The organism is Actinomadura coerulea, from assembly GCF_014208105.1.
In the GTDB taxonomy this organism is placed as follows: domain Bacteria; phylum Actinomycetota; class Actinomycetes; order Streptosporangiales; family Streptosporangiaceae; genus Spirillospora; species Spirillospora coerulea.
In genome coordinates this window covers 5,860,821-5,878,335 of sequence record NZ_JACHMQ010000001.1, presented here as the reverse complement: position 1 = coordinate 5,878,335, position 17,515 = coordinate 5,860,821, and the positions used below count along the sequence as shown (strand labels likewise).

16 protein-coding genes are annotated in these 17,515 nt (G+C 64.8%); 11 read left to right on the top strand and 5 right to left on the bottom strand.

All coding sequences use genetic code 11. The features are described 5' to 3' along the window. Positions 1-35: 35 nt before the first annotated feature. The 4 genes from BKA00_RS27025 (at position 36) to BKA00_RS27010 (ending at position 2,849) form a co-directional block, all read left to right on the top strand. Positions 36-797 carry an aminoglycoside phosphotransferase gene (locus BKA00_RS27025; RefSeq protein ID WP_185029461.1) on the top strand — a complete coding sequence of 254 codons (762 nt, stop codon included), beginning with the start codon at positions 36-38 and terminating at the stop codon, positions 795-797. A 44-nt stretch (positions 798-841) separates the two neighbouring features. Beyond that, a complete protein-coding gene (locus tag BKA00_RS27020) occupies positions 842-1,300 on the top strand; it encodes a hypothetical protein (RefSeq protein ID WP_185029459.1) in 459 nt (152 codons plus the stop codon). Beyond that, the gene (locus BKA00_RS27015) at positions 1,297-1,893 is read left to right on the top strand and encodes a DUF6879 family protein (RefSeq protein WP_185029457.1); all 597 of its coding nucleotides are present in this window, start codon (positions 1,297-1,299) and stop codon (positions 1,891-1,893) included. The genes BKA00_RS27020 and BKA00_RS27015 overlap by 4 nt, the downstream gene beginning before the upstream one ends. Before the next feature lie 197 nt (positions 1,894-2,090). Continuing rightward, complete coding sequence (locus BKA00_RS27010) at positions 2,091-2,849, top strand: FkbM family methyltransferase (RefSeq protein ID WP_185029455.1); 759 nt, start codon at positions 2,091-2,093, stop codon at positions 2,847-2,849. On the opposite strand, the gene BKA00_RS27005 is transcribed toward BKA00_RS27010, so the two are convergent. The 5 genes from BKA00_RS27005 to BKA00_RS26985 form a co-directional block, all read right to left on the bottom strand. After that, positions 2,846-6,343 carry an aminoglycoside phosphotransferase family protein gene (locus BKA00_RS27005; RefSeq protein WP_185029453.1) on the bottom strand — a complete coding sequence of 1,166 codons (3,498 nt, stop codon included), beginning with the start codon at positions 6,341-6,343 and terminating at the stop codon, positions 2,846-2,848. The genes BKA00_RS27010 and BKA00_RS27005 overlap by 4 nt on opposite strands. A gap of 329 nt (positions 6,344-6,672) precedes the next feature. Continuing rightward, the gene (locus BKA00_RS27000) at positions 6,673-6,879 is read right to left on the bottom strand and encodes a DUF397 domain-containing protein (RefSeq protein ID WP_185029451.1); all 207 of its coding nucleotides are present in this window, start codon (positions 6,877-6,879) and stop codon (positions 6,673-6,675) included. After that, positions 6,876-7,436: a DUF5753 domain-containing protein gene (locus BKA00_RS26995; RefSeq protein ID WP_268248266.1), complete on the bottom strand. Its 561-nt coding sequence runs from the start codon at positions 7,434-7,436 to the stop codon at positions 6,876-6,878. The genes BKA00_RS27000 and BKA00_RS26995 overlap by 4 nt, the downstream gene beginning before the upstream one ends. Positions 7,437-7,490: 54 nt before the next feature. Next, positions 7,491-9,332, bottom strand: coding sequence for a group II intron reverse transcriptase/maturase (gene ltrA, locus BKA00_RS26990; protein ID WP_185025919.1), 1,842 nt, complete (start codon positions 9,330-9,332; stop codon positions 7,491-7,493). Positions 9,333-9,840: 508 nt separating this feature from the next. Then, positions 9,841-10,230 carry a helix-turn-helix domain-containing protein gene (locus BKA00_RS26985; RefSeq protein ID WP_185029447.1) on the bottom strand — a complete coding sequence of 130 codons (390 nt, stop codon included), beginning with the start codon at positions 10,228-10,230 and terminating at the stop codon, positions 9,841-9,843. Between the two features lie 396 nt (positions 10,231-10,626). Between BKA00_RS26985 and BKA00_RS26980 the strand changes: the two genes are divergently transcribed. The 7 genes from BKA00_RS26980 (at position 10,627) to BKA00_RS26945 (ending at position 16,981) form a co-directional block, all read left to right on the top strand. Then, positions 10,627-11,013 carry an ATP-binding protein gene (locus BKA00_RS26980; protein WP_185029445.1) on the top strand — a complete coding sequence of 129 codons (387 nt, stop codon included), beginning with the start codon at positions 10,627-10,629 and terminating at the stop codon, positions 11,011-11,013. Positions 11,014-11,874: 861 nt separating this feature from the next. Next, positions 11,875-12,255, top strand: coding sequence for a plasmid mobilization protein (locus BKA00_RS40905; protein WP_420829721.1), 381 nt, complete (start codon positions 11,875-11,877; stop codon positions 12,253-12,255). Further along, the gene (locus BKA00_RS26970) at positions 12,252-13,793 is read left to right on the top strand and encodes a relaxase/mobilization nuclease domain-containing protein (RefSeq protein ID WP_185029442.1); all 1,542 of its coding nucleotides are present in this window, start codon (positions 12,252-12,254) and stop codon (positions 13,791-13,793) included. Before BKA00_RS40905 ends, BKA00_RS26970 begins: the two co-directional genes overlap by 4 nt. Positions 13,794-14,014: 221 nt before the next feature. After that, the gene (locus BKA00_RS26965; protein WP_185029440.1) at positions 14,015-14,581 is read left to right on the top strand and encodes a hypothetical protein; all 567 of its coding nucleotides are present in this window, start codon (positions 14,015-14,017) and stop codon (positions 14,579-14,581) included. Between the two features lie 506 nt (positions 14,582-15,087). After that, the gene (locus BKA00_RS26955; protein ID WP_230298759.1) at positions 15,088-15,711 is read left to right on the top strand and encodes a YaaA family protein; all 624 of its coding nucleotides are present in this window, start codon (positions 15,088-15,090) and stop codon (positions 15,709-15,711) included. Further along, a complete protein-coding gene (locus tag BKA00_RS26950; RefSeq protein WP_185029438.1) occupies positions 15,708-16,409 on the top strand; it encodes a GIY-YIG domain-containing protein in 702 nt (233 codons plus the stop codon). The genes BKA00_RS26955 and BKA00_RS26950 overlap by 4 nt, the downstream gene beginning before the upstream one ends. A gap of 125 nt (positions 16,410-16,534) precedes the next feature. Then, positions 16,535-16,981 carry an EcsC family protein gene (locus tag BKA00_RS26945; RefSeq protein ID WP_185029436.1) on the top strand — a complete coding sequence of 149 codons (447 nt, stop codon included), beginning with the start codon at positions 16,535-16,537 and terminating at the stop codon, positions 16,979-16,981. Positions 16,982-17,515 lie beyond the last annotated feature (534 nt).

Below are 17,515 nucleotides of genomic sequence, written 5' to 3'. Positions count from 1 at the left end.
CCGCAGGCGAGGGGCCCCTCCAGTACGGTTCCGATGTGACCGAACGGCTCCCCTGGCACCAGACGCAGGCACTGATCGAGAAGCACACCGGGCCGGTGATCACTGCTCGCCCGGTCAGCGAGGGCTTCAACTCCGAGATAGCCGTGATCATCAACGACACCACGTTCGTCAAAGGGCTGCGCACCGATCACCCCCGCGTCTGGACCCAGGAACGTGAACGCCGGATCAACCCGCACATCCAGAACGTCTCGGCTCCGCTTCGATGGTCGGAGATCACAGGTGGCTGGGACCTCAACGGGTTCGGCTTCATCGAGGGCCGTCCCGCATCCTACGAGGCGTCCAGCCTCGACCTCGAACTCATCATCGCCATGATGGCTCACTGGCCACCCGCCCCTGACGGTGTCGAACTCAAGCGAGCCGAGCAACGCTGGTCGAGTTACAGCGATAAATCCGAGATGTTCGCCGGCGAGTGGCTCTCGCACACCGACTGGTCACCCACCAACATCCTCATCGGCAGTGACAAGCGGGCCTACATGCTCGATTGGGCCTGGCCCACCAGAGGGGCCCGCTGGATCGACCCTGCCTGCTGGATCGTCTGGCTCATCGCCTGCGGACACCACCCGGCGCAAGCACAGGCCTGGGCGTCCAAAATCCCGCTCTTCGCCGCCCCGCCCGCCGACGCGGTGACGGCATTCGCCAAAGCGCAGGCCGCGATGTGGGAAGACATCGGCGACCACGCACCCCACCCCGGGCTTGCCGCAGCAGCAACTCGCTGGGTCAAGCACCGAACCACCTAACGCACCCCTCAACCCGGTGCGCCAAGAACGCTGGAAGGACACACATGGCCCTCCAGGTCCATCCCTCAACAACACTGGTTCCTCCTCACCAGGAGGAAGCGGTCCTCATCGACAACGCCATGGTCGACCTCGTCCGCGTCATCTGGGCGAGGCGCTGGCAAACCGCTGCCTGCTGCCAGGACACAGGTGAGGCGGTCGAAGCCGAACGCAACGCCGTAGAGCCTGTCGGCGAGCCGACGGGCAACGCTGGTTTCATCGAGTACTACCGCGGGTGGGCCTGGCTCAAGATGCCGCACGGCGGTGCGCTGGCCCTTCTCAGCGATCTGGCGACCGATGACCAGTTCCGCGAGTTCGTCACCACTCGATGGGCCCAGGGCTCCTGGCGACTCCACACGCCCGTAGTCTGGACAGGCGAGCGATTCACGACAGCCGCCTTCGTCCAGATCTACTTCCCGTCAAATCAGATCGTCGCGCTGACGAAGGCGCTCATCCCGGACGAATGATGCATCAACCGCCTGCATGGTCGCTGGACGGCAGTGAGCGGCTCACCTTGGAGGGCTTCCTGGAGTCGTTCGGTGAAGCCTGGGCACGCACCGAGCGGCGCTTCCTCAAGTTGGAGTGCTGGCAGTCATATCGTGAGGCCGACGGTGTCCGATCGCAGGAGGCGTTCCAAGCGGGCGACGTCGCGCTGGCCCGCCGCCTCCTGGAGGAAGAAGCGATGGAGGACCAGCCTCTTCGCGACGAGGTGAGGTCGCGGAACCTGGAGTTCACTCGGGTGCGGCTGCTCTCCTACCCGCTCACCAACTACCTGCACTACGAGATGATCAACTATGAGGTGCGGAGCCGGCTGGGAGAGCGCATCGAGTTCTTCGTGCCGCCGTCTCCGGTGCACAGCTACTTCGACTTCCTGCTGTTCGACTCCCACACCGCCCTCATCCACGACTACGGGTCCGGGCCCGTCGGCTACCAGACCGGCGGCTGGCTCACCCACGCCCCGAAGACGCTGCACGCCCTGGCGGGCATAGCCACTGACTTGCGCACCCGCGGTGAGCGGGCGTGGCCGCTGGAAGGCGCCCCGGACCGCCCCCGCGCCTAATCCGGCGGTGCCATGCCAGGCAGAATGAGGTGCTCCGGCCCATCAGTCTTGCGATCATCCCGCGGGCTCCTTGCAGTCGAGTTCCCCGAGTCACGGCTGGTGCTGTAGAGGGACGACCCCATGAAGGATGGGCTCCGCCAATCAGCTACCCGGTGGTGTGAGGCAGAGACGAGCGCGACGTGGTTACGGTTGGCGGTATGGGGTCGAACCTGCCCGCTGGGTGCGATCTGGTCGCGTATGGCGGGAACGCCGAGGACGTTGTGCTGATGCGGGCCTTCGGTGACCGGCCTGGTGGGTTCTTCGTAGATGTTGGGGCCGGGAACCCGGTTCAGGGGTCGCTGACCAAGAATTTGGTGGATCGGCTTGGATGGCGCGGGGTCAACATTGAGCCGCTGCCCGAGCGTTTCGAGAGCTTGCGGGCTGCCCGGCCGGGTGATGTGACGCTGAACGTGGCGATCGGGCAGCAGCCTGGTCTGGCGAGCTTCTTCCGGATCGTTCCGGGGCCGGGGAAGACTGGTGGCGGTGGCCTCAGCACTCTGGAGCGGGATGTGCTGGCCCTGCACCTTGCCGATGGATGGCGTTGTGAGGAGTTGCGCGTCGAGGTGACGCGGCTGGAGACGGTGCTGTCGGATTACGCGCAGCCGGGATTCGATCTGTTGAAGGTAGATGTCGAGGGGGCTGAGGTCTCCGTATTGGCCTCGGCGGATCTGGCGGCGTGGCGGCCCAGGGCGATCGTGATCGAGGCGACGGTGCCCTTGACCTCGCGTCCTAGCCATCACGAGTGGGAGCCAGGCGTGCTGGCCGCAGGGTATGAGCTGGCGCTGTTCGACGGACTGAACCGCTTCTACGCGCGAGACGACGAGCCTGAGCTCCGTGAGCGGCTGTCGGTGCCGGCCAACGTGCTGGACAACTACATCCCGTATCGATGGGCGGTGCGGCTGGGCCTGGCGGATTAGAGGCTCAGCTCGTCTTCCACTAGCGCCAGTAGGTCCGGATGGTTCTCGCCCAGATGACGGGCTATCCACTGGCCGTCTGTGTCGGATAGCCCCAGGGCGACGGTGTCGATGAGGCGGCGCAACAGCATGAGCGGAAGCAGAGCGTTCAGGGCCACCCGATCGACTTCGCCGTAGCCCTCCAGGAGTGGGGCGGTCGACCCGCCGTGTGGGAGGTCCACGGCAAGCGCCCAGGCCAGGTCGAGCATCGGCGGGCCCTGTTCGACGGCGCCGGGGTCCAGGACGCCGGTGAGGGTGTCGCCGTCAAACAGCGCGTTATGGCCGACGGCAACATCCCCGTGGATCGGCATCATTGGCATGGCTTCGCAGGCGTCGCTGAGACGTTGGGCGAGAGCAGGGTAGGCGCGAGGGACGGCGCGGCGTGCCCAGCCGAGCAGGACGCCGAGCGCGCCAGGGTCGTCCAGCCGCAGGCCGGCGGCTGGGCTGTGCGAGTGCCACGAGCGCAGCATGCGCCCCAGCGCGCGCTGCTGCCCGGGAGTCGGGTGGTCGCTGTGTGTTCCAGGGAGCCGTTCGAGGACGGCCCACCAGGTGCCGCCAGGAAAAGTGCCGTAGTCGAGGAGTCGTGGGGCCGGGATGCCGGTCGCGGTGCGGAGGCGCTCCAAGTGCAGGGCGGTCTCCAGGCGTTCGTGGGCGCGGCGCTGGAGCTTGATGACAGTGCGTTCCCCGTTGATGATCCCGTCGTCGGCATGCTGGACGGGTGGCCCATCGAATGCCGGAGAGGCGGACGCCGACCGCACAGTGCGATCGAGGACATCGCCGGGTAGCCGGTTGGTGGGGATATACGCCTCTCGGTCAGCCACGTCGAGCGGTGCGCACACACTACGGTGTCGGCGCCGAAGCCGGTCTAGGGGCTCCTTCCAACGCTGTAGGGCGGTGTCGGTGCTATCGAGCCATCGCAAGGCCGCATCCTCCGGGGCAGGGATGCTGGCCCACCAACTGGTCACTTGGACCCAGACGGGTAGGCACTCGGGTTGCGGACCTTGGGAGGATGCGGCGAGGCGCGTGGCGATGGCCGTGGCTTGGTCGACGCGTCCGTCGGCGGCGTACTGCAGTACCCGGATGGCTTCCGCGGGGGTGAGTTCCCCGGTGGCGCCGAGCTCGTCGTACTGGCGGGTTGCGCTTTCCAAGAGGTCTGCGGCCTGCGCGTGCTCGCCGCGTAGGGCGTGAGCCATGGAGGCGGCCAGGTCGCACTGGGCCACACCGATAAGTTCCCCGACGGAGGAGTTGAGGTCGCGGGCGCGGGGGACGAGGGCGAGGGTGCGGTCGGGGTCGAACCACATGAGTGCGAGGGCCAGGTGGCGCAGGGCGCGGGCTTCCCACAACGGCGTTCCCGCGGCCTGGGCGGCTTCCAGCGTGGTCTCGAAGAGACGGGCGGCGTCGGCGAAGCGGGCGTTGTGGATGTAGGTGTGGCCGAGCATGTCGGCGACACGAATGCGGTCGAGGCCTTCGTCGGTGGCCTTGTCCATCAGTTCGGCGACCTGCCGGTAGTCACCGCGGCGAAGGGCGTTGTCTGCCAGGCCGAACAGAGCGCTCGCGCCGATCAGCGAGCCGTCGGCCGTGATCGCTGACAGATGACCGATCGCTTCGTTCAGGTGTCCGGCGACGTGGGCGCGGGTGCCCAGCTCCCAGCGGTAGTAGTCGGCGAATGGGTCGTTGGACTCAGGGGTTGCGTGCTCACCGACCAGCCTCTGCATCGCCTGGTAGCGGTCCTCGGCGTTGATGTCGCCGCGGGTAGTCAGCCGGGCGACGGCTGACAGCCGCGTTAGCTCGGGTACGGCGTCCGGTGCGGGGAGGGACGCCAGGACCTGCCAGTGGCCGGCGACGCTCAGGCTGTAGGCGAGGTCCCCCAGCACCGGCGGCACTGCGCCGTGCTCGATCGCGGCACGCAACAGCAGTAAGAACGCGGCGACGGTCCGGCGGCTCCGCTCAGCCAGCGAGGACGACTCTTCCTCGTCCCAGATCGACAACGCGACCTTCGCGAGGTGGTTGATGGCGCGCTGCAGGTGTTCGCGACGTTCGCTGAGGGTCCATCCATCGGGTGTGTGGGCGTCACAGTCCAGGACACTGCGTCGCAGGTTGTCGTGCAGCCGGTAGGCGGGCCACACCGACTCCTCGCGCCGGACGAACGGGAGGGAGGTGAAGGCCTCGATCCGCCGGCGGCGGATGCCCGGGAGCATCGCTTGCAGCAGGTCGGCATCGAACGCTTCGAGCAGCGCGGCGGCACGCAGGAGGTCACGATCGGTCTCCGACAGGTCCCTCATCGTCCGCAGCACCAGCTCGGGGAACCCGAGTCCGAACACCTCCGGGGGCGGCGCCTGGCCGCGCGCGAGGTACTGCCCATACAGGCTCGCCGACAGGTCCAGATACAACGGTGAGCCGCCGGATCCGGCGATCATCCGGTTCCGCACCGCCTCGTCGATGGCGGGGCGGTCGTCCACGGTCAGCCGCGTCGTCAGATACTCGTTCGCGGACACTGGGTCGAAGCCGTCCAGCCTGAGCTGGACCGGTCCGGCGAGATCGGGCCAGCGGTGCGCGCCGCCGTAGGTCAGTCCAAGGGCACGGGCCGGGTCGTGCCAGCCCAGCGGCAACCGGCTGGCCGCTAGGAACGCCACGTTCGGCATCAGGTAGACCAACCGCGACACCAGGTCCTCCAGGCCGCCGCGCTCGGACGGCAGCCCTTGGACGATCTCCAGTGTGTCGAGAACACACACCGCGAGTACGGGCCTCTTGGCTCGGGCGCGTTCCAGGTCGGCCGACAGCAGGACGGGCATGTAGCCGAGCATCCGGTCGGGGTCTGGCTCATCGAGGATGGGGTCGAGCGCGGGCAACTCGTTACGCAGCGACTTCAGCTTGGCCTTATGCGCGACGGTGCGTCCGAGCTTGTCCAAGACCTGGTAAGTGACGCTGACCGCGCCGAACCCGCCGAGGAACTGGTCGACGGTCCCGCTCACCTGATCCGCTGCTCGCCGTCCGTCCACCGACCCCTTGCCGAGAAAGGCGGCCAGCGACTCACCTGGATGCTTGCGCTCCCAGTAGAGGGCCAGTGCGACGTCGAAAGCCGGCCAGGAACGGGCCAGGCCCCCCAGCCCAGCCCGGACGCGCAGCAGCAACGACTCGAAGCTGGAGCTGTCGGGGTCTGCGAAGTCCAGCACGGCGCACGCCCGATTCTTGGGAAGCCCGTCCAACTCTCCCCGAACCGCGAGGTCAGCGACGTGCCGCGTCAGGGTGGATTTGCCGATGCCGCCCTCTCCAGCCACCGCGAGGATGTTGACCGCGGGCCGCTGGAAGTCCATGAGCGCCTGGACGGGCCATTCACGTGCGGAGTGTTCGATCAGCCAGCGATGACACCGATCGATCTGCTCCTCCCTGTTGGTGAACACCTCGTTGGTGGCGAACGGAGCTTCAGGCCCGTAGCCGAAGAACTGGTCGATGCTCACCGGAACAGCCGACCACATGGGGCCGCTCGATGACAACGCCGTCCGCAGCGTGCCCTGTGCCAGGGGCGTCGTGAGCCAAGCGCTTGCGGGCTGTGGGCTGGCCTCGTGTGCTGGAGTACCTCCGGCCGAGAGCGGCATCCCTGGCCTTCAAGGATGAGGCTGAGCCCGTCCGGGTCCCTGGAGTCGCGCACAGCCGCGCAATCGGCGTTGGTCGCGCTCTGGCATGCCCACCAAATAGAGGAAGCTACGCACGCTCTTGTTACGCGAGCGAACCAATGCAGGAGGGCTGGACGGATCTGGCCCTCCTGCATTTTCAAGGTCGCTCTTGCCTACCGCTGAGCGTTGAAGCCCAGTTCGTTCCTCTTCGCCCTGGCGACAAGGCCGGCAAAGCTGCCCATGGAAAGCGAGAGGTGCCCGCTGCTCGGGGCCTTGCTGTCTCGTAGGCCGATGGCGTTGTCGAGCTGGGCAACCTCCACGCACTGGCCGCTCGTCCCATCGCTGGATCGGCTGCTTTTGCGCCACTGGGGGGAAGTCACGTCAAGGCCTCCATCAGATGCTTGATCAGGCTCCGACTGGAGTCTACGGGGAGGGCGACCGCCCCTATGCGGTCGAACCTGTCGAGTAGTCCGTCGACCTCGGCGGCCTCTGGGACGAGCCTTCCGCCGGTGGGGGCCTCGACGTAGCCGACCTGTCCCTCCCTGACCTTGATGACCTTGAACGGCCCGTCGAGCCCGGCATTCGCGCCCGCCGTGTTCGGGACGATCCGCAGCATTACGTTCGGCAGCTCCGACACCTCAAGCAGCTTGGCGAGTTGCTCCCGCATGACCGTCCTGCCACCCACCAGGCAGGCCATGGCTGTCTCCGCCAGGAGAACCCACAGATCGGCCGGGCTTTCCTTGGTCAGGATCTGCTGCCGTGACATCCGCGCTTCCACCATCGCGTCTATCCCTGGCTCTCGCCCCTCAACCAGGAGGGCGCGTGCGTAGGCAGGCGTCTGCAGCAGGGCAGGAATCAGCTGGCCGCTGTAGATCCGCAGCACGGACGCGCGTCCCTCAGACTCCGTGAAGTTTTTGGTCGGGTAGCGGGGACGCATTACTGCGTCCCCGCCCCCTCAGAACCGTGCGTGCCATTCGTCACGGCACACGGCTCAAGCAGATCCAAGCGACGGTTCAGGGTCACGCTGCGTTCTGCTTCGACGTTGGCTATAGAGCCAGCTTCGATGACAGTGTGTATGCACTAAGCGGGTCCTGGCGCCACCATGGCGGCCGGATTCCGGGGCATCCACGATCAGGAGATAGCTCGCCGCTATTGCTCGCCGGGTAACTTGCTGCCACCAGCTTTCCCACTGTTGTGGGGATTGCGGCGGCTGCTCTGCGGTCAGCAGATAGTCCCCGCACCTCGGGCATATGGCGTTCTGTTCGTCCAGTAGCCTGATGGTGTACCGATCGAGCGGCGGCTTACTCCGTCTGCGGCGGTGAGCCCAGTACTCGGCCAGGAAAGGATCGTCCGGAGACGCCCATCCTTTAACCATGACGTGCCGTTTAATTTCCGTCCACCGAAACATAACCAAGTAGGCGCCGGACTCGAGATCCCCGAACACCCACCTGTCGTTCCGGAACTTGTTGAACTGGCCATAGTACCTGGGGATAATCCATGACTTTGGCTTATTCTGATGGCTGTGCGTGGCCCACTTGTAGGTGAGTCTCCACACGTGCGTGTCGAGATCTTCGAAAACCTTCGACGACACCACCGGTCGATAATACGCCGCCCACCCCCGGATCACGGGGTTCAGGGCGGCAATCACTGCTTTCGCGTTTGCGCCGCGCAGCCGACGCATTTCAAACGCGAGTCTCGACCTGATCCGCTGTACGGCCGCCTTACTAGGCTTGATCAGGAGTTTGGAGCCATACCGGCGGACGTTGAAGCCGAGAAAGTCAAACCCCTCGGCCACATGGACAATGCGGGTCTTATCCTCGTTGAAGGACAGGCCCCGACCGCCCAGCCATCGCGCCAGTCGCTCCTTGATCAGCACGGCCTGATGGCGGGTGTGACAGAGCACCACCAGGTCGTCCGCGTACCTGACCACTACCGGAGAATCCGGATAACTTCGTCCTGCCTTGGGCCCGGTAGTTCTGTACCTGGCCCCAGCGACCGTTTCCAGACCGTGTAACGCGACGTTCAGCAGTAGCGGGCTGATGACCCCGCCCTGCGGAGTTCCTTCCTCGGTGGGAGCGAACCCGCGTCCCGCCTCGAACACTCCCGCCTGGAGCCACTCACGCACCATCTCCCGAGCGGGAAACAGGCCGATAGCCTCCATCAGCGTTTCGTGGTCGATCCGGTCGAATGCCGCAGCCAAATCCGCATCGAGCACCCATAGCCGTGCTGCGGTCTTGCTTTTGCACGTCTCATAGATGGCCTCGATCGCGTCATGGCACCCTCGGCCCGGCCGAAACCCGTATGACTTGGCCTCGAACCGAGCCTCCCACTCGGGCTCCAGTGCATTCCGGACTCGCGCTTGATGACAGCGGTCCATCAGCACCGGTATGCCGAGCGGACGCATGCGCGCGGGGTTACCGGCCTTGGGAATGTGCACTCGCCGGACCGGACGGGGGCGCCAATCCTGCCTGCTGCGATGGACTCGCTTCGCCATGCGCATTCTGGCCTGGTGGGTCAGAGCGACCTCGCCATCGACCCCCGCCGTTCGCCGTCCAGCGTTCCGCTGCGTCACCTGTCGCACGCTCACCAAAGTGTTCGCTTGCGACCGCAGCATGAGTTTCTGTAGATTCCTGGCTTTCGCCAGGTCCCCTTCCTGCACCGCCTTGAAGATCCGCTGTCGTAGGCGGCGTACCTGCTTCTCCTGTTCGGACCAGTCAATACGCCCCCACTCTGAACTCTCATCCAGATCGAGACGACCCTGTTCCGGGATCGGCAGGCCCTCAGGTCCGTTCGCCGTTTCGGCGTCCAACTTGCCCCTCGGTTCGGATGCCATAGACAGTTTCCTTCAAAGATCCACCTGCTCACGTCAGCACGCTTTCGCGTCCGGGCATCGGCCCGTATCCGGCCAGTTATACGGACAGTCCATCGGAGGGCTGGCTTCGCAGTCCGCTTTCCTGTCACCTTTCGGCCACCGGCATTGGCTTCTTGAGCATCCTGTCCAGGCCAGGGATTATGCCCCTCTTACGATCGGCCTACCAACCTCGTTGGACCTGACCCGGGTTTCCATGTTCCGCACGTTCGAGAAGCGGTCGAGCTTGGGTGCCTTCTTTACTCCGGGGACAGCGGTGCCCATGCGGTGCAAGTGGTTTCCTTGCCCACCGCCGGCCGCATCTCAACGACCCGTCCCTGTCACGCTGCCTTCCCACCCGTCTCAGCGAGTCCCTATAACGGAGCATCACCAAAGATTCACTTGCGTTCACCCCGCACTCGACCTTCCCCACCTGTAGGACCGAGACGGAATCGGCCCCCTTGGGATTTCCGTGAGCTTCACACCCACTGACTCAGGAAGCCAGCACGCATGTCACGACGGGGACAGGCTCAGGCACTAGCCTGGAATGCATTCCGACTTTCCATCGGCCTCCAATCATGCATTCACTCGAAACGTGCGACTTCACGTCGCACAACCAGTTGGGGTCGTGTCCGAGCCGCGCGTACCAAAGCATGATCGCGAACGTCCCGCCGGTGTTCCACCGCTCGTCGAGGACGGCCGCCTGAGCGTCGGTCAGCTTCGCTTCGCAGTTCTCCAGTCTGGAAATCGAGGAACGCGCACAGTTGAGGAGCTCGGCAAGGGCGTGTCCTGACATGCCGTGCTGCATGCGCTGGAAGCGCAGGTGGTGGGCCATCCACGCCCACATCGACGATCGCGGGTCGGGGGACTCGTTGATGTGCATCGTGTCTCCGTCCATCGGACGAATTTCCAGGTGATCCTAGGAATGGCGACACGGTAACTCTCGCGGAGCACGCTTGTCCCGGAAACTGCAGGTCAGAGCAGCGGACGGGAATTCGATTATGTCGGACAAAGCAGAACAAGAACTGCATCCAAGGCAGCGCTGTCATCTTCTGACATGGCTGGCTGGCCAGTTGCCGCATCACCACGTACACCCCGAGGTCCTTGGGGCTGGCGAGAGAGCCGTCCTTCGTGTCACGAGCCGTCGGACCAACAAGGTCCGTTTCGTCGCCTGTGTCCCTGCCCCTCAGGCAGGAACGTGGGCCTGGGTGTGGTCTCGCGACTGGGCGCTGGTCACTGACCCTCGTGCCGTCCCAGCCATCGCGAAGGCGATGAGCTCATGACGACGTGGATCACTCTCGGTCGCGTAACCCTCCCGGCCACCCCCAAGAGCGTCGGTGAGGCCCGCCGATTCGCCGCCGCGGTACTGGACGGCAGCGACCGCACCGCCACGGCACAACTGCTGATCTCCGAGGCCTGCACCAACAGCGTCAGGCACTCCGACTCCCGTCATGGCGGTTCGTTCACCCTCACGCTGTATGACTGCGGGAGCTCCCTGCGCTGCGAGGTCATCGATGCGGGCGCCGCCACCATCCCCACCCGCCACCAGGGCTCCGAACCCCGCGACCACGGCCACGGCATCGTCCTCATCGAGACCCTTGCCGACCGCTTCGGCTACGACACCGACACTGCCGGTCGCTTGCACACCTGGTTCGAACTCGCCTGACAGCTCGCTCGCGCTGAGGCTGCGCCACCGGCCCCTGTCACTCCCGCTCTGCGGGTTGGTCTGCTGGGCCGAGTGGCGAGCCACGCCTGCGGTGCACGCATGTTGACCAGCACGCTGGGAGTCTCTTCGCGGATTTGTCCAGCGAGCCCGCCGCCACGCTTGGCTGGCGAGGCCGCGCCTCGATCCCCAGCTTGCTCCCGAGCCTCCTCCAGCGAGGAAGCGATAGGCACGACTTGCCTCGGCCGTGCGTGCTGGCCCCGAGCGCCCTACCAACGGCCCGCCGCGCCCGTCCGCCGGTGTGGACGGCTCCGTCCGCTTGGACGGCGGCTGCGAAACAGCGGCGGACGGCTCGTCCGCCGCGCGGCGGACGAGTGGACGGGCGCGGACGGCGTTAGGGCCACATCGAGGCTTCCGGCCCGAGACTGACAGCGAAGCTGGCATCGGCGGCTGCCGGAAGCGAACAGCTGCCGTTCCGAATGTCGCCGCGACTCTGCACTGCTTGCCGGTCGGCTATGGGTGCTTGCGCGGGGACTCCCGTGAAAAATTACGGGAGTCAAGTGTCGCGGAGCCCACTCATCCTCGAGGGCAGATAACGTATCTCCTGTTCTCTGAAAACCTGAATTAGATGGCACTGAACGACACCCTTCGGCACGGCTTGGGCTCTACCGACTGAGAATATCCTCAGTCGGTAGAGTCGAAGGGGCGACCTAATAGAGGGCTGCAAGGTAGGGCCGTGTCGCGACACGGTATGGACCCAGGATGCTCCATACCGCGTCCCTTTGCTGAGTCGACCGGGCGCGGTCCGACGAGTACGGCAGGAGGTGGAACACGGACGAGGAGCAGGTCAGCAGGCAGAGCAAGCTGCAACGACGTTCGCAGCTCACAGGTGGGCGTCGACGAGATCGAGAGATGAGATTCCGAGTAAGCGAAGAGGAGTACAAGGAGATCTGCGAGGCAGCCCATCGAGCGGGCGCTGCCTACGGAACATTTATCGTCCACACCGTTCAGGCAGCCACTCGCCAGCACAGGCTCGGACAGCAACCGACCCTGGCGCTATGTGAGGAACTGCGCAGTATTGCGCGACAGCTGAACCGTATTGGTGTGAACATCAACCAACTGGCCCGAATAGCGAACGCAACGGGACGGGCTCCTCAGGAGCTATCCGCTTCGTTAGCGTACCTGGAGAAGGTTCTCCGGAGAGTGGACGCCTCGTCTGTTGAGGTAGGTCGGCTGCTGCGTTGATCGGGAAAGTGACACGCGGCCAAGGCCTCGCGCGACTGCTGTCGTACCTCTACGGACCAGGGAAACGTAACGAGCACGTCGATCCCCACCTTGTTGCAGGGTTCCGCCTGCCCATAGCTTTGGAGCCCGGCACGGACAGCAGAGGCGACCGCGACTATCGGCATCTGGTGGGAGTCCTGACCTCTCCGCTCGACACGCTTCGTCATACGCCGCTTGCCTTGCCGATCTGGCAGTGCTCGATCCGGGCAGCGCCGGCGGACCGACGCCTGTCGGATGAAGACTGGGCCGACATTGCTGAGGAGGTCATGCACCAGACCGGGTTGGCGCCGCGAGGTGATGACAGGGCATGCCGCTGGATCGCGGTCCGCCATGCCGATGACCACATCCATCTCGTTGCCGTCATGGCCCGCGAGGATGGACGCAACCCGAACCTACGTCGCGACTACTTCAAGGTCGCCCATGCCTGCCACATTGTCGAAAACCGCTACGGCCTAACCCCAACCGCACCCGCCGACCGCACAGCAGCGCCCCGACCAACCCGAGCCGAGACGGAACTCGCTCACCGAAAGAACTGGTCGGAACCGCCCCGCAGTACCCTCCGCCGGCACGTTGCCACCGCAGCTGCCGGAGCTGAGACCGAGGACGACTTCTTCGTCGCCCTTGAGCAGGCCGGAGTGCTGGTCAAGGCCCGCGAGAGCGTCCGCACTCCCGGGGAGATCACGGGCTACGCGGTCGCGCTTCCGGGCCACACCAACCGAGAGGGGCAGCCGGTCTGGTTTTCCGGCGGCAAGCTCGCCGCCAACCTCACCCTTCCAAAACTCCGCTGCCGCTGGTCGGCTCCCGATGAAGGTAGGCACTTCGGCCAGCGCTCTTTCAGCCAAGCGAAGCTGACTCACCAGGAGCGAGATGCCGCCTACCAACAGGCCGCAAGAGCCGCCGCGACAGCTACTTGGCAGATGCGCCACATCCATGACCCCGCCGTTCGTGCCGACCTAGCAGCCGCGGCCTCCGACGTCTTACACGTAACCGCGGCCATCACCGGCAACCGGGAACTCGCCCGCGCGGCCGACTTCTATGACCGAGCAGCTCGCGAACCCTGCGCGCGCCAGTCCCCCGCCACGCCCTATGGCACGAACCTTCGTACGGTTGCGCGGGTTCTGGCTCTGTCCCAGATCGGAGGGGCGCACAGTCATCGCCCGAGCCTCGCAGGCGTCCTCTCCCACCTGATCGTGCAGCTCGCTGCCCTTATCGAAGCGATCGCGGAGCACCGGCAATCGCAGCAACGCTTCGCCCAAGCAGCTGCAGCCCGTAAGGCTGCTGCCCAGCTCACCCGACTCCGCCAACCGACCCCACGGCCGACAAACCCGACGTTGTTCCGGGTGCCGGCCAACGACACACCCGAGCACAACGCTGCGCGACTCGCTGCCGCCGGCTTTCCTCTGCCCTTCCCCAACCTGGAGGCAGACCGTTCCCACCGATCTACCGGGCCTGCGCCCACACCGCCGGCGCGCACCGCCCCTCGCCGCCTATCGCAGTAGCGACCAGAGAAGTTGGCGCCACACCGATAGCGGTCGTGGCGTAACGACCGACGCCACCGCATACTAACGGAGCGTAAACAAGCGTAACGATACGCAGATGTGCGCCAGTGCGGCGTTCGAGACGACGAGCCTGCGCACCCTCACCCCACCACACAAGGAAGGCGAAGCCATGACGGACCACAGCCTCGGCACGTGCCCCAAGGCCACAAGGAGTGACCCACATGACCGACGAAACGAAGGCTCCCCCGACCGCTCGTAACGACGAAGACACCACGCGTCTCGCGGCCAACCTGTACGAACACGTCCGCCAGCTCAACCACGCCTCCGTCGGCCCTCCGAGCCTTACACTCCCCGCCACTGCGTACACCATCCTCGGCAACCTTAGCGCGGCCGTCTACGGCCTTGACCAGCTCCTCGAGCAGATCAACCGCTTCTTCCTCCGAGAACTGCGAGCCGACCGTCTCGGTCACGATCACGGTGAAGACCTGGCTGCTGTTCTGAGCCGCCACGGCCGAGCCCTGGCTGAAGCAAGACCCCACCTCCAAGCTCTCTGCTCGGCCCTAAGCGACGCGCAATCCACCATCAATGCAGTCCACTCCCGACCTACCCGTCGAGGCGCAGCGTCCCCGGCCATCGGCGACAAGACGTACGAGGCCGACGCTGGCGTAAGAGCGGCGGCCAACGACTTCCCGAGACCGATTACCGACCCGACACTCCTCATACCGCCTGCGGTCAGCGGACAAAACGCCCCCCTCGACAATCGCCGCGCGAACACTCAGGAGGCGTGACCATGAAACCGATGACTCATGAGGAGTTGGCGGCCCTCCCCACTACCACCACCATCGAGACGGCCGCCCGCGCTCTCGGCCTCGGCCGAACCCGCGCCTACGAGCTCGCCCGCGAGAATCGCTTCCCTTGCAAGGTCATTCGTATAGGCAGCACGTATCGCGTAGTCACCGCTGACCTCCAACGGCTCGTCTCCAGCAGCCAGAGCCCGTGAAGCTCAGGGGTTAGCGAAGCATGCTCCATCCGTCGGCCGCCTCGCGTCGACGCTGGCGCCCTGCTTCACCCGGCGCGACCACACCTGATACCTGGTGACCGAGATGACGTGCATCTTGTTCAGGTCGTGGTCGCGCACGGGCCACCGGAGTCGTCTCATCTCGCGCTGGGCGAGCAGCCGGTTATGCCGCTGACGAGATCCAGCCTGGACGGTACCTGACCATTCGCCCAGGGTGTCCGGCTCTGATGGGTATTGCTATCCTGCAGGAACACCGCGTCGACGGATGGCTGGCTAATGATCTTACAAAAGCTTGTTGCTGCCGAGACTCTTCTGGTGATTCCTTGCTCGAAGGGGAAACAATCCGGTGGCGAGCCGAGCTCTCGGCAGCAAAGCCCATGGCCATCCGATCTGCTGACAGCACGGCAGTCCAATCTGGAGACAGCGAAAGCAGACGAACGACAGTTGCTGCCTGCCTGGCTTCGGTATACCGGCGGCTTCTACACCACTGCTGGAAGCGAGCTGCGCGACGCGGTAGCTCGTGACACGCCACTGCTCATTCTCAGCGGTGGATACGGGGTGCTGCATGCCGAGGAACCGATCGGTGACTACAACAAGATCCTGCGCTTAACGGACTGGCCTGGCGGGTTGCTCGAAGATCTACTGATTCGCGAGGCTGGACGTAGGGACGTCTCGTCGGTCGTCGCTTTCGCGGCGAGTAGCTCGGACTATGCGAAGCTCATACGGCGCACTAAATGGAAAGATGCGGGGCTCGGGGCTTTCCTCGTCACCATCAGGAACGCGGGCATGGGAGCCTCGGGTAAGGTGCCGCGTCGACTAGGTCAGGCTTTCGCCTGCTTCTGGCGAGGACAACCTGCCGAGATGTACCCGGAGGGTACGACCGTGGAGATCCTGGGTTGAGCGCCTTGCGAGACGATCGCCGAGCCGACACCGATCGATTTTACGGATTGCTCGATGAGCTGGCCGAGCGGCTGGGCGGACCACGACTGCTCCGGGATTGCACCCAGGAAACCGGATGGCCGCAGTATGGCGTCGAGTTCTTCCTCGAAAATGGCCAGGTCCGAGCGGGAGGAGATCGGCTCCGGGTGGTGCGCGTAGGGAGCCACGCCTTGAGAGCCACCTCCCAGGCGAACTTCTGGACCAGGCTCGCCCAACATCGAGGACCGGTGGACGGGGCGAAAGCTGGGGTGGGTAATCATCGTGGCTCGATCTTTCGCCAACACGTGGGCAGCGCACTGCTACAGACCGGTCACTGGCTGGCCGAGGTAGCTGAGTCCTGGGGACAGAAGGAAGTGAGTCCTCCGCAGCGAGTAGCCGAGCACCACCTTGAGGAGGCGGTAAGCGACCACATCGCCACGATGCCGCTACTCTGGTTGGAAGTGCCCGATCGTGAGCAACGTAAATCCATACGGGCCAACTCGATTGCCCTCCTCTCTCAGCGAACCGGTGGCATTCACCGAACCACTCCTAGCTGGCTCGGATTGTGCGCAAAAAACGAGAAGGTTGCAACCTCAGGACTCTGGAACAGCGACCATGTCGACGACCTTTACGATCCGTCCTTTCTTGACAATATGGAAGCCTGTGTAAGGCTGCCTTGAGGTCGGATTGGAGAGGTGCGTCGTCGTGGTCCCTAAGATCTCACCGGCTTGCTTCCGGTACTACTTCCTGCCCTCAACTTGCCGGTAGAAATGGATCCTGCAATGGTGTAGTCCTGCTCGGCGAGTTGATCGCCGATGGAGAGGCCGGAAAGGTCGCTGCCTACGCGAAAATCAACAAGCTTGTCCAAGCGCTCGCCCGCCGTGCGACATGGGAGCAACTGAACCATAACGTCGTGATCAAGGTGGTGCAGAAGGTCTTCGCACGCTTCGGATTCACCCTCACGAAGAAGAAGCTGGGACAAGTGTTACCGGTCATAGGTATCGCGTTCGGTGCCGGGGCAAACACGATATTCCTAAAGCGTATTACAGATGACGCGGAGCATCTGTACCGCGAGCGCTTTCTACGTGAGCGCTACGGGATTGAAGCGGAACCAGACTTGGTTACCACCGATGCAGACTCTCGTGAGGACGTCGTCATGGTCGAGATCGTCGACGCCGGGATCCTCGGTGAGGACAACGAGCGCGAACGTGACGATCCTATGCCGGCCACCGAAGGCGATGAGCGAGGGTGAGCCTGCTAAACGACTTCACCGAGTTGCTTCAGCGAGGCTCAGCTGAGCTGTACGCCGACAGCCCCGATCTCGTGAGCACCGGAGAACTGACTCCCACGGCCAACACAATCGATGCCGGCTGTTGCGTTGTTCTTTGCGGGGCCAGGCCCTGTCCGGTGGATCGTCCTCATGTACCAGTCGGTGACGAAGGAAGCGGTGGCAGCGAAGGCCGACAAGTCGCCCGGCACTGCCTGGTTAGGCCAGAAGACTCCTGAAAACTCGGGACACAGGGGCTGGCAACGAAGTAAGCTTCTGACTGGCGGATGCGCCCGCCAGTCTGAGTGCTACGGACCTACGCACCTAGTACGCCGAAGACGCAGCGGCCCTTCTTATGACGACGCGCAGTGGGTGTCCTGTCCATGCCGTCCAGCGGCGCGTAGGGCTGCTAGAGGACGTCATGAGTTCAAGCAGTCGGTCATCCCGTCGAGTGCAGCGTCGTGTTCGCGAGGTTCAGAGGGCCTTCGAGGTTCCCCTCGCCGAGGCGCGGGATCTCTA

Coding starts and splice junctions, on each gene's coding strand:
- BKA00_RS27020 (WP_185029459.1), top strand. CDS start 842: ATGGCCCTCCAGGTCCATCCCTCAACAACACTGGTTCCTCCTCACCAG.
- BKA00_RS27015 (WP_185029457.1), top strand. CDS start 1,297: ATGATGCATCAACCGCCTGCATGGTCGCTGGACGGCAGTGAGCGGCTC.
- BKA00_RS27010 (WP_185029455.1), top strand. CDS start 2,091: ATGGGGTCGAACCTGCCCGCTGGGTGCGATCTGGTCGCGTATGGCGGG.
- BKA00_RS26995 (WP_268248266.1), bottom strand. CDS start 7,436: ATGCGTCCCCGCTACCCGACCAAAAACTTCACGGAGTCTGAGGGACGC.
- ltrA (WP_185025919.1), bottom strand. CDS start 9,332: ATGGCATCCGAACCGAGGGGCAAGTTGGACGCCGAAACGGCGAACGGA.
- BKA00_RS26985 (WP_185029447.1), bottom strand. CDS start 10,230: ATGCACATCAACGAGTCCCCCGACCCGCGATCGTCGATGTGGGCGTGG.
- BKA00_RS26980 (WP_185029445.1), top strand. CDS start 10,627: ATGACGACGTGGATCACTCTCGGTCGCGTAACCCTCCCGGCCACCCCC.
- BKA00_RS26965 (WP_185029440.1), top strand. CDS start 14,015: ATGACCGACGAAACGAAGGCTCCCCCGACCGCTCGTAACGACGAAGAC.
- BKA00_RS26955 (WP_230298759.1), top strand. CDS start 15,088: ATGATCTTACAAAAGCTTGTTGCTGCCGAGACTCTTCTGGTGATTCCT.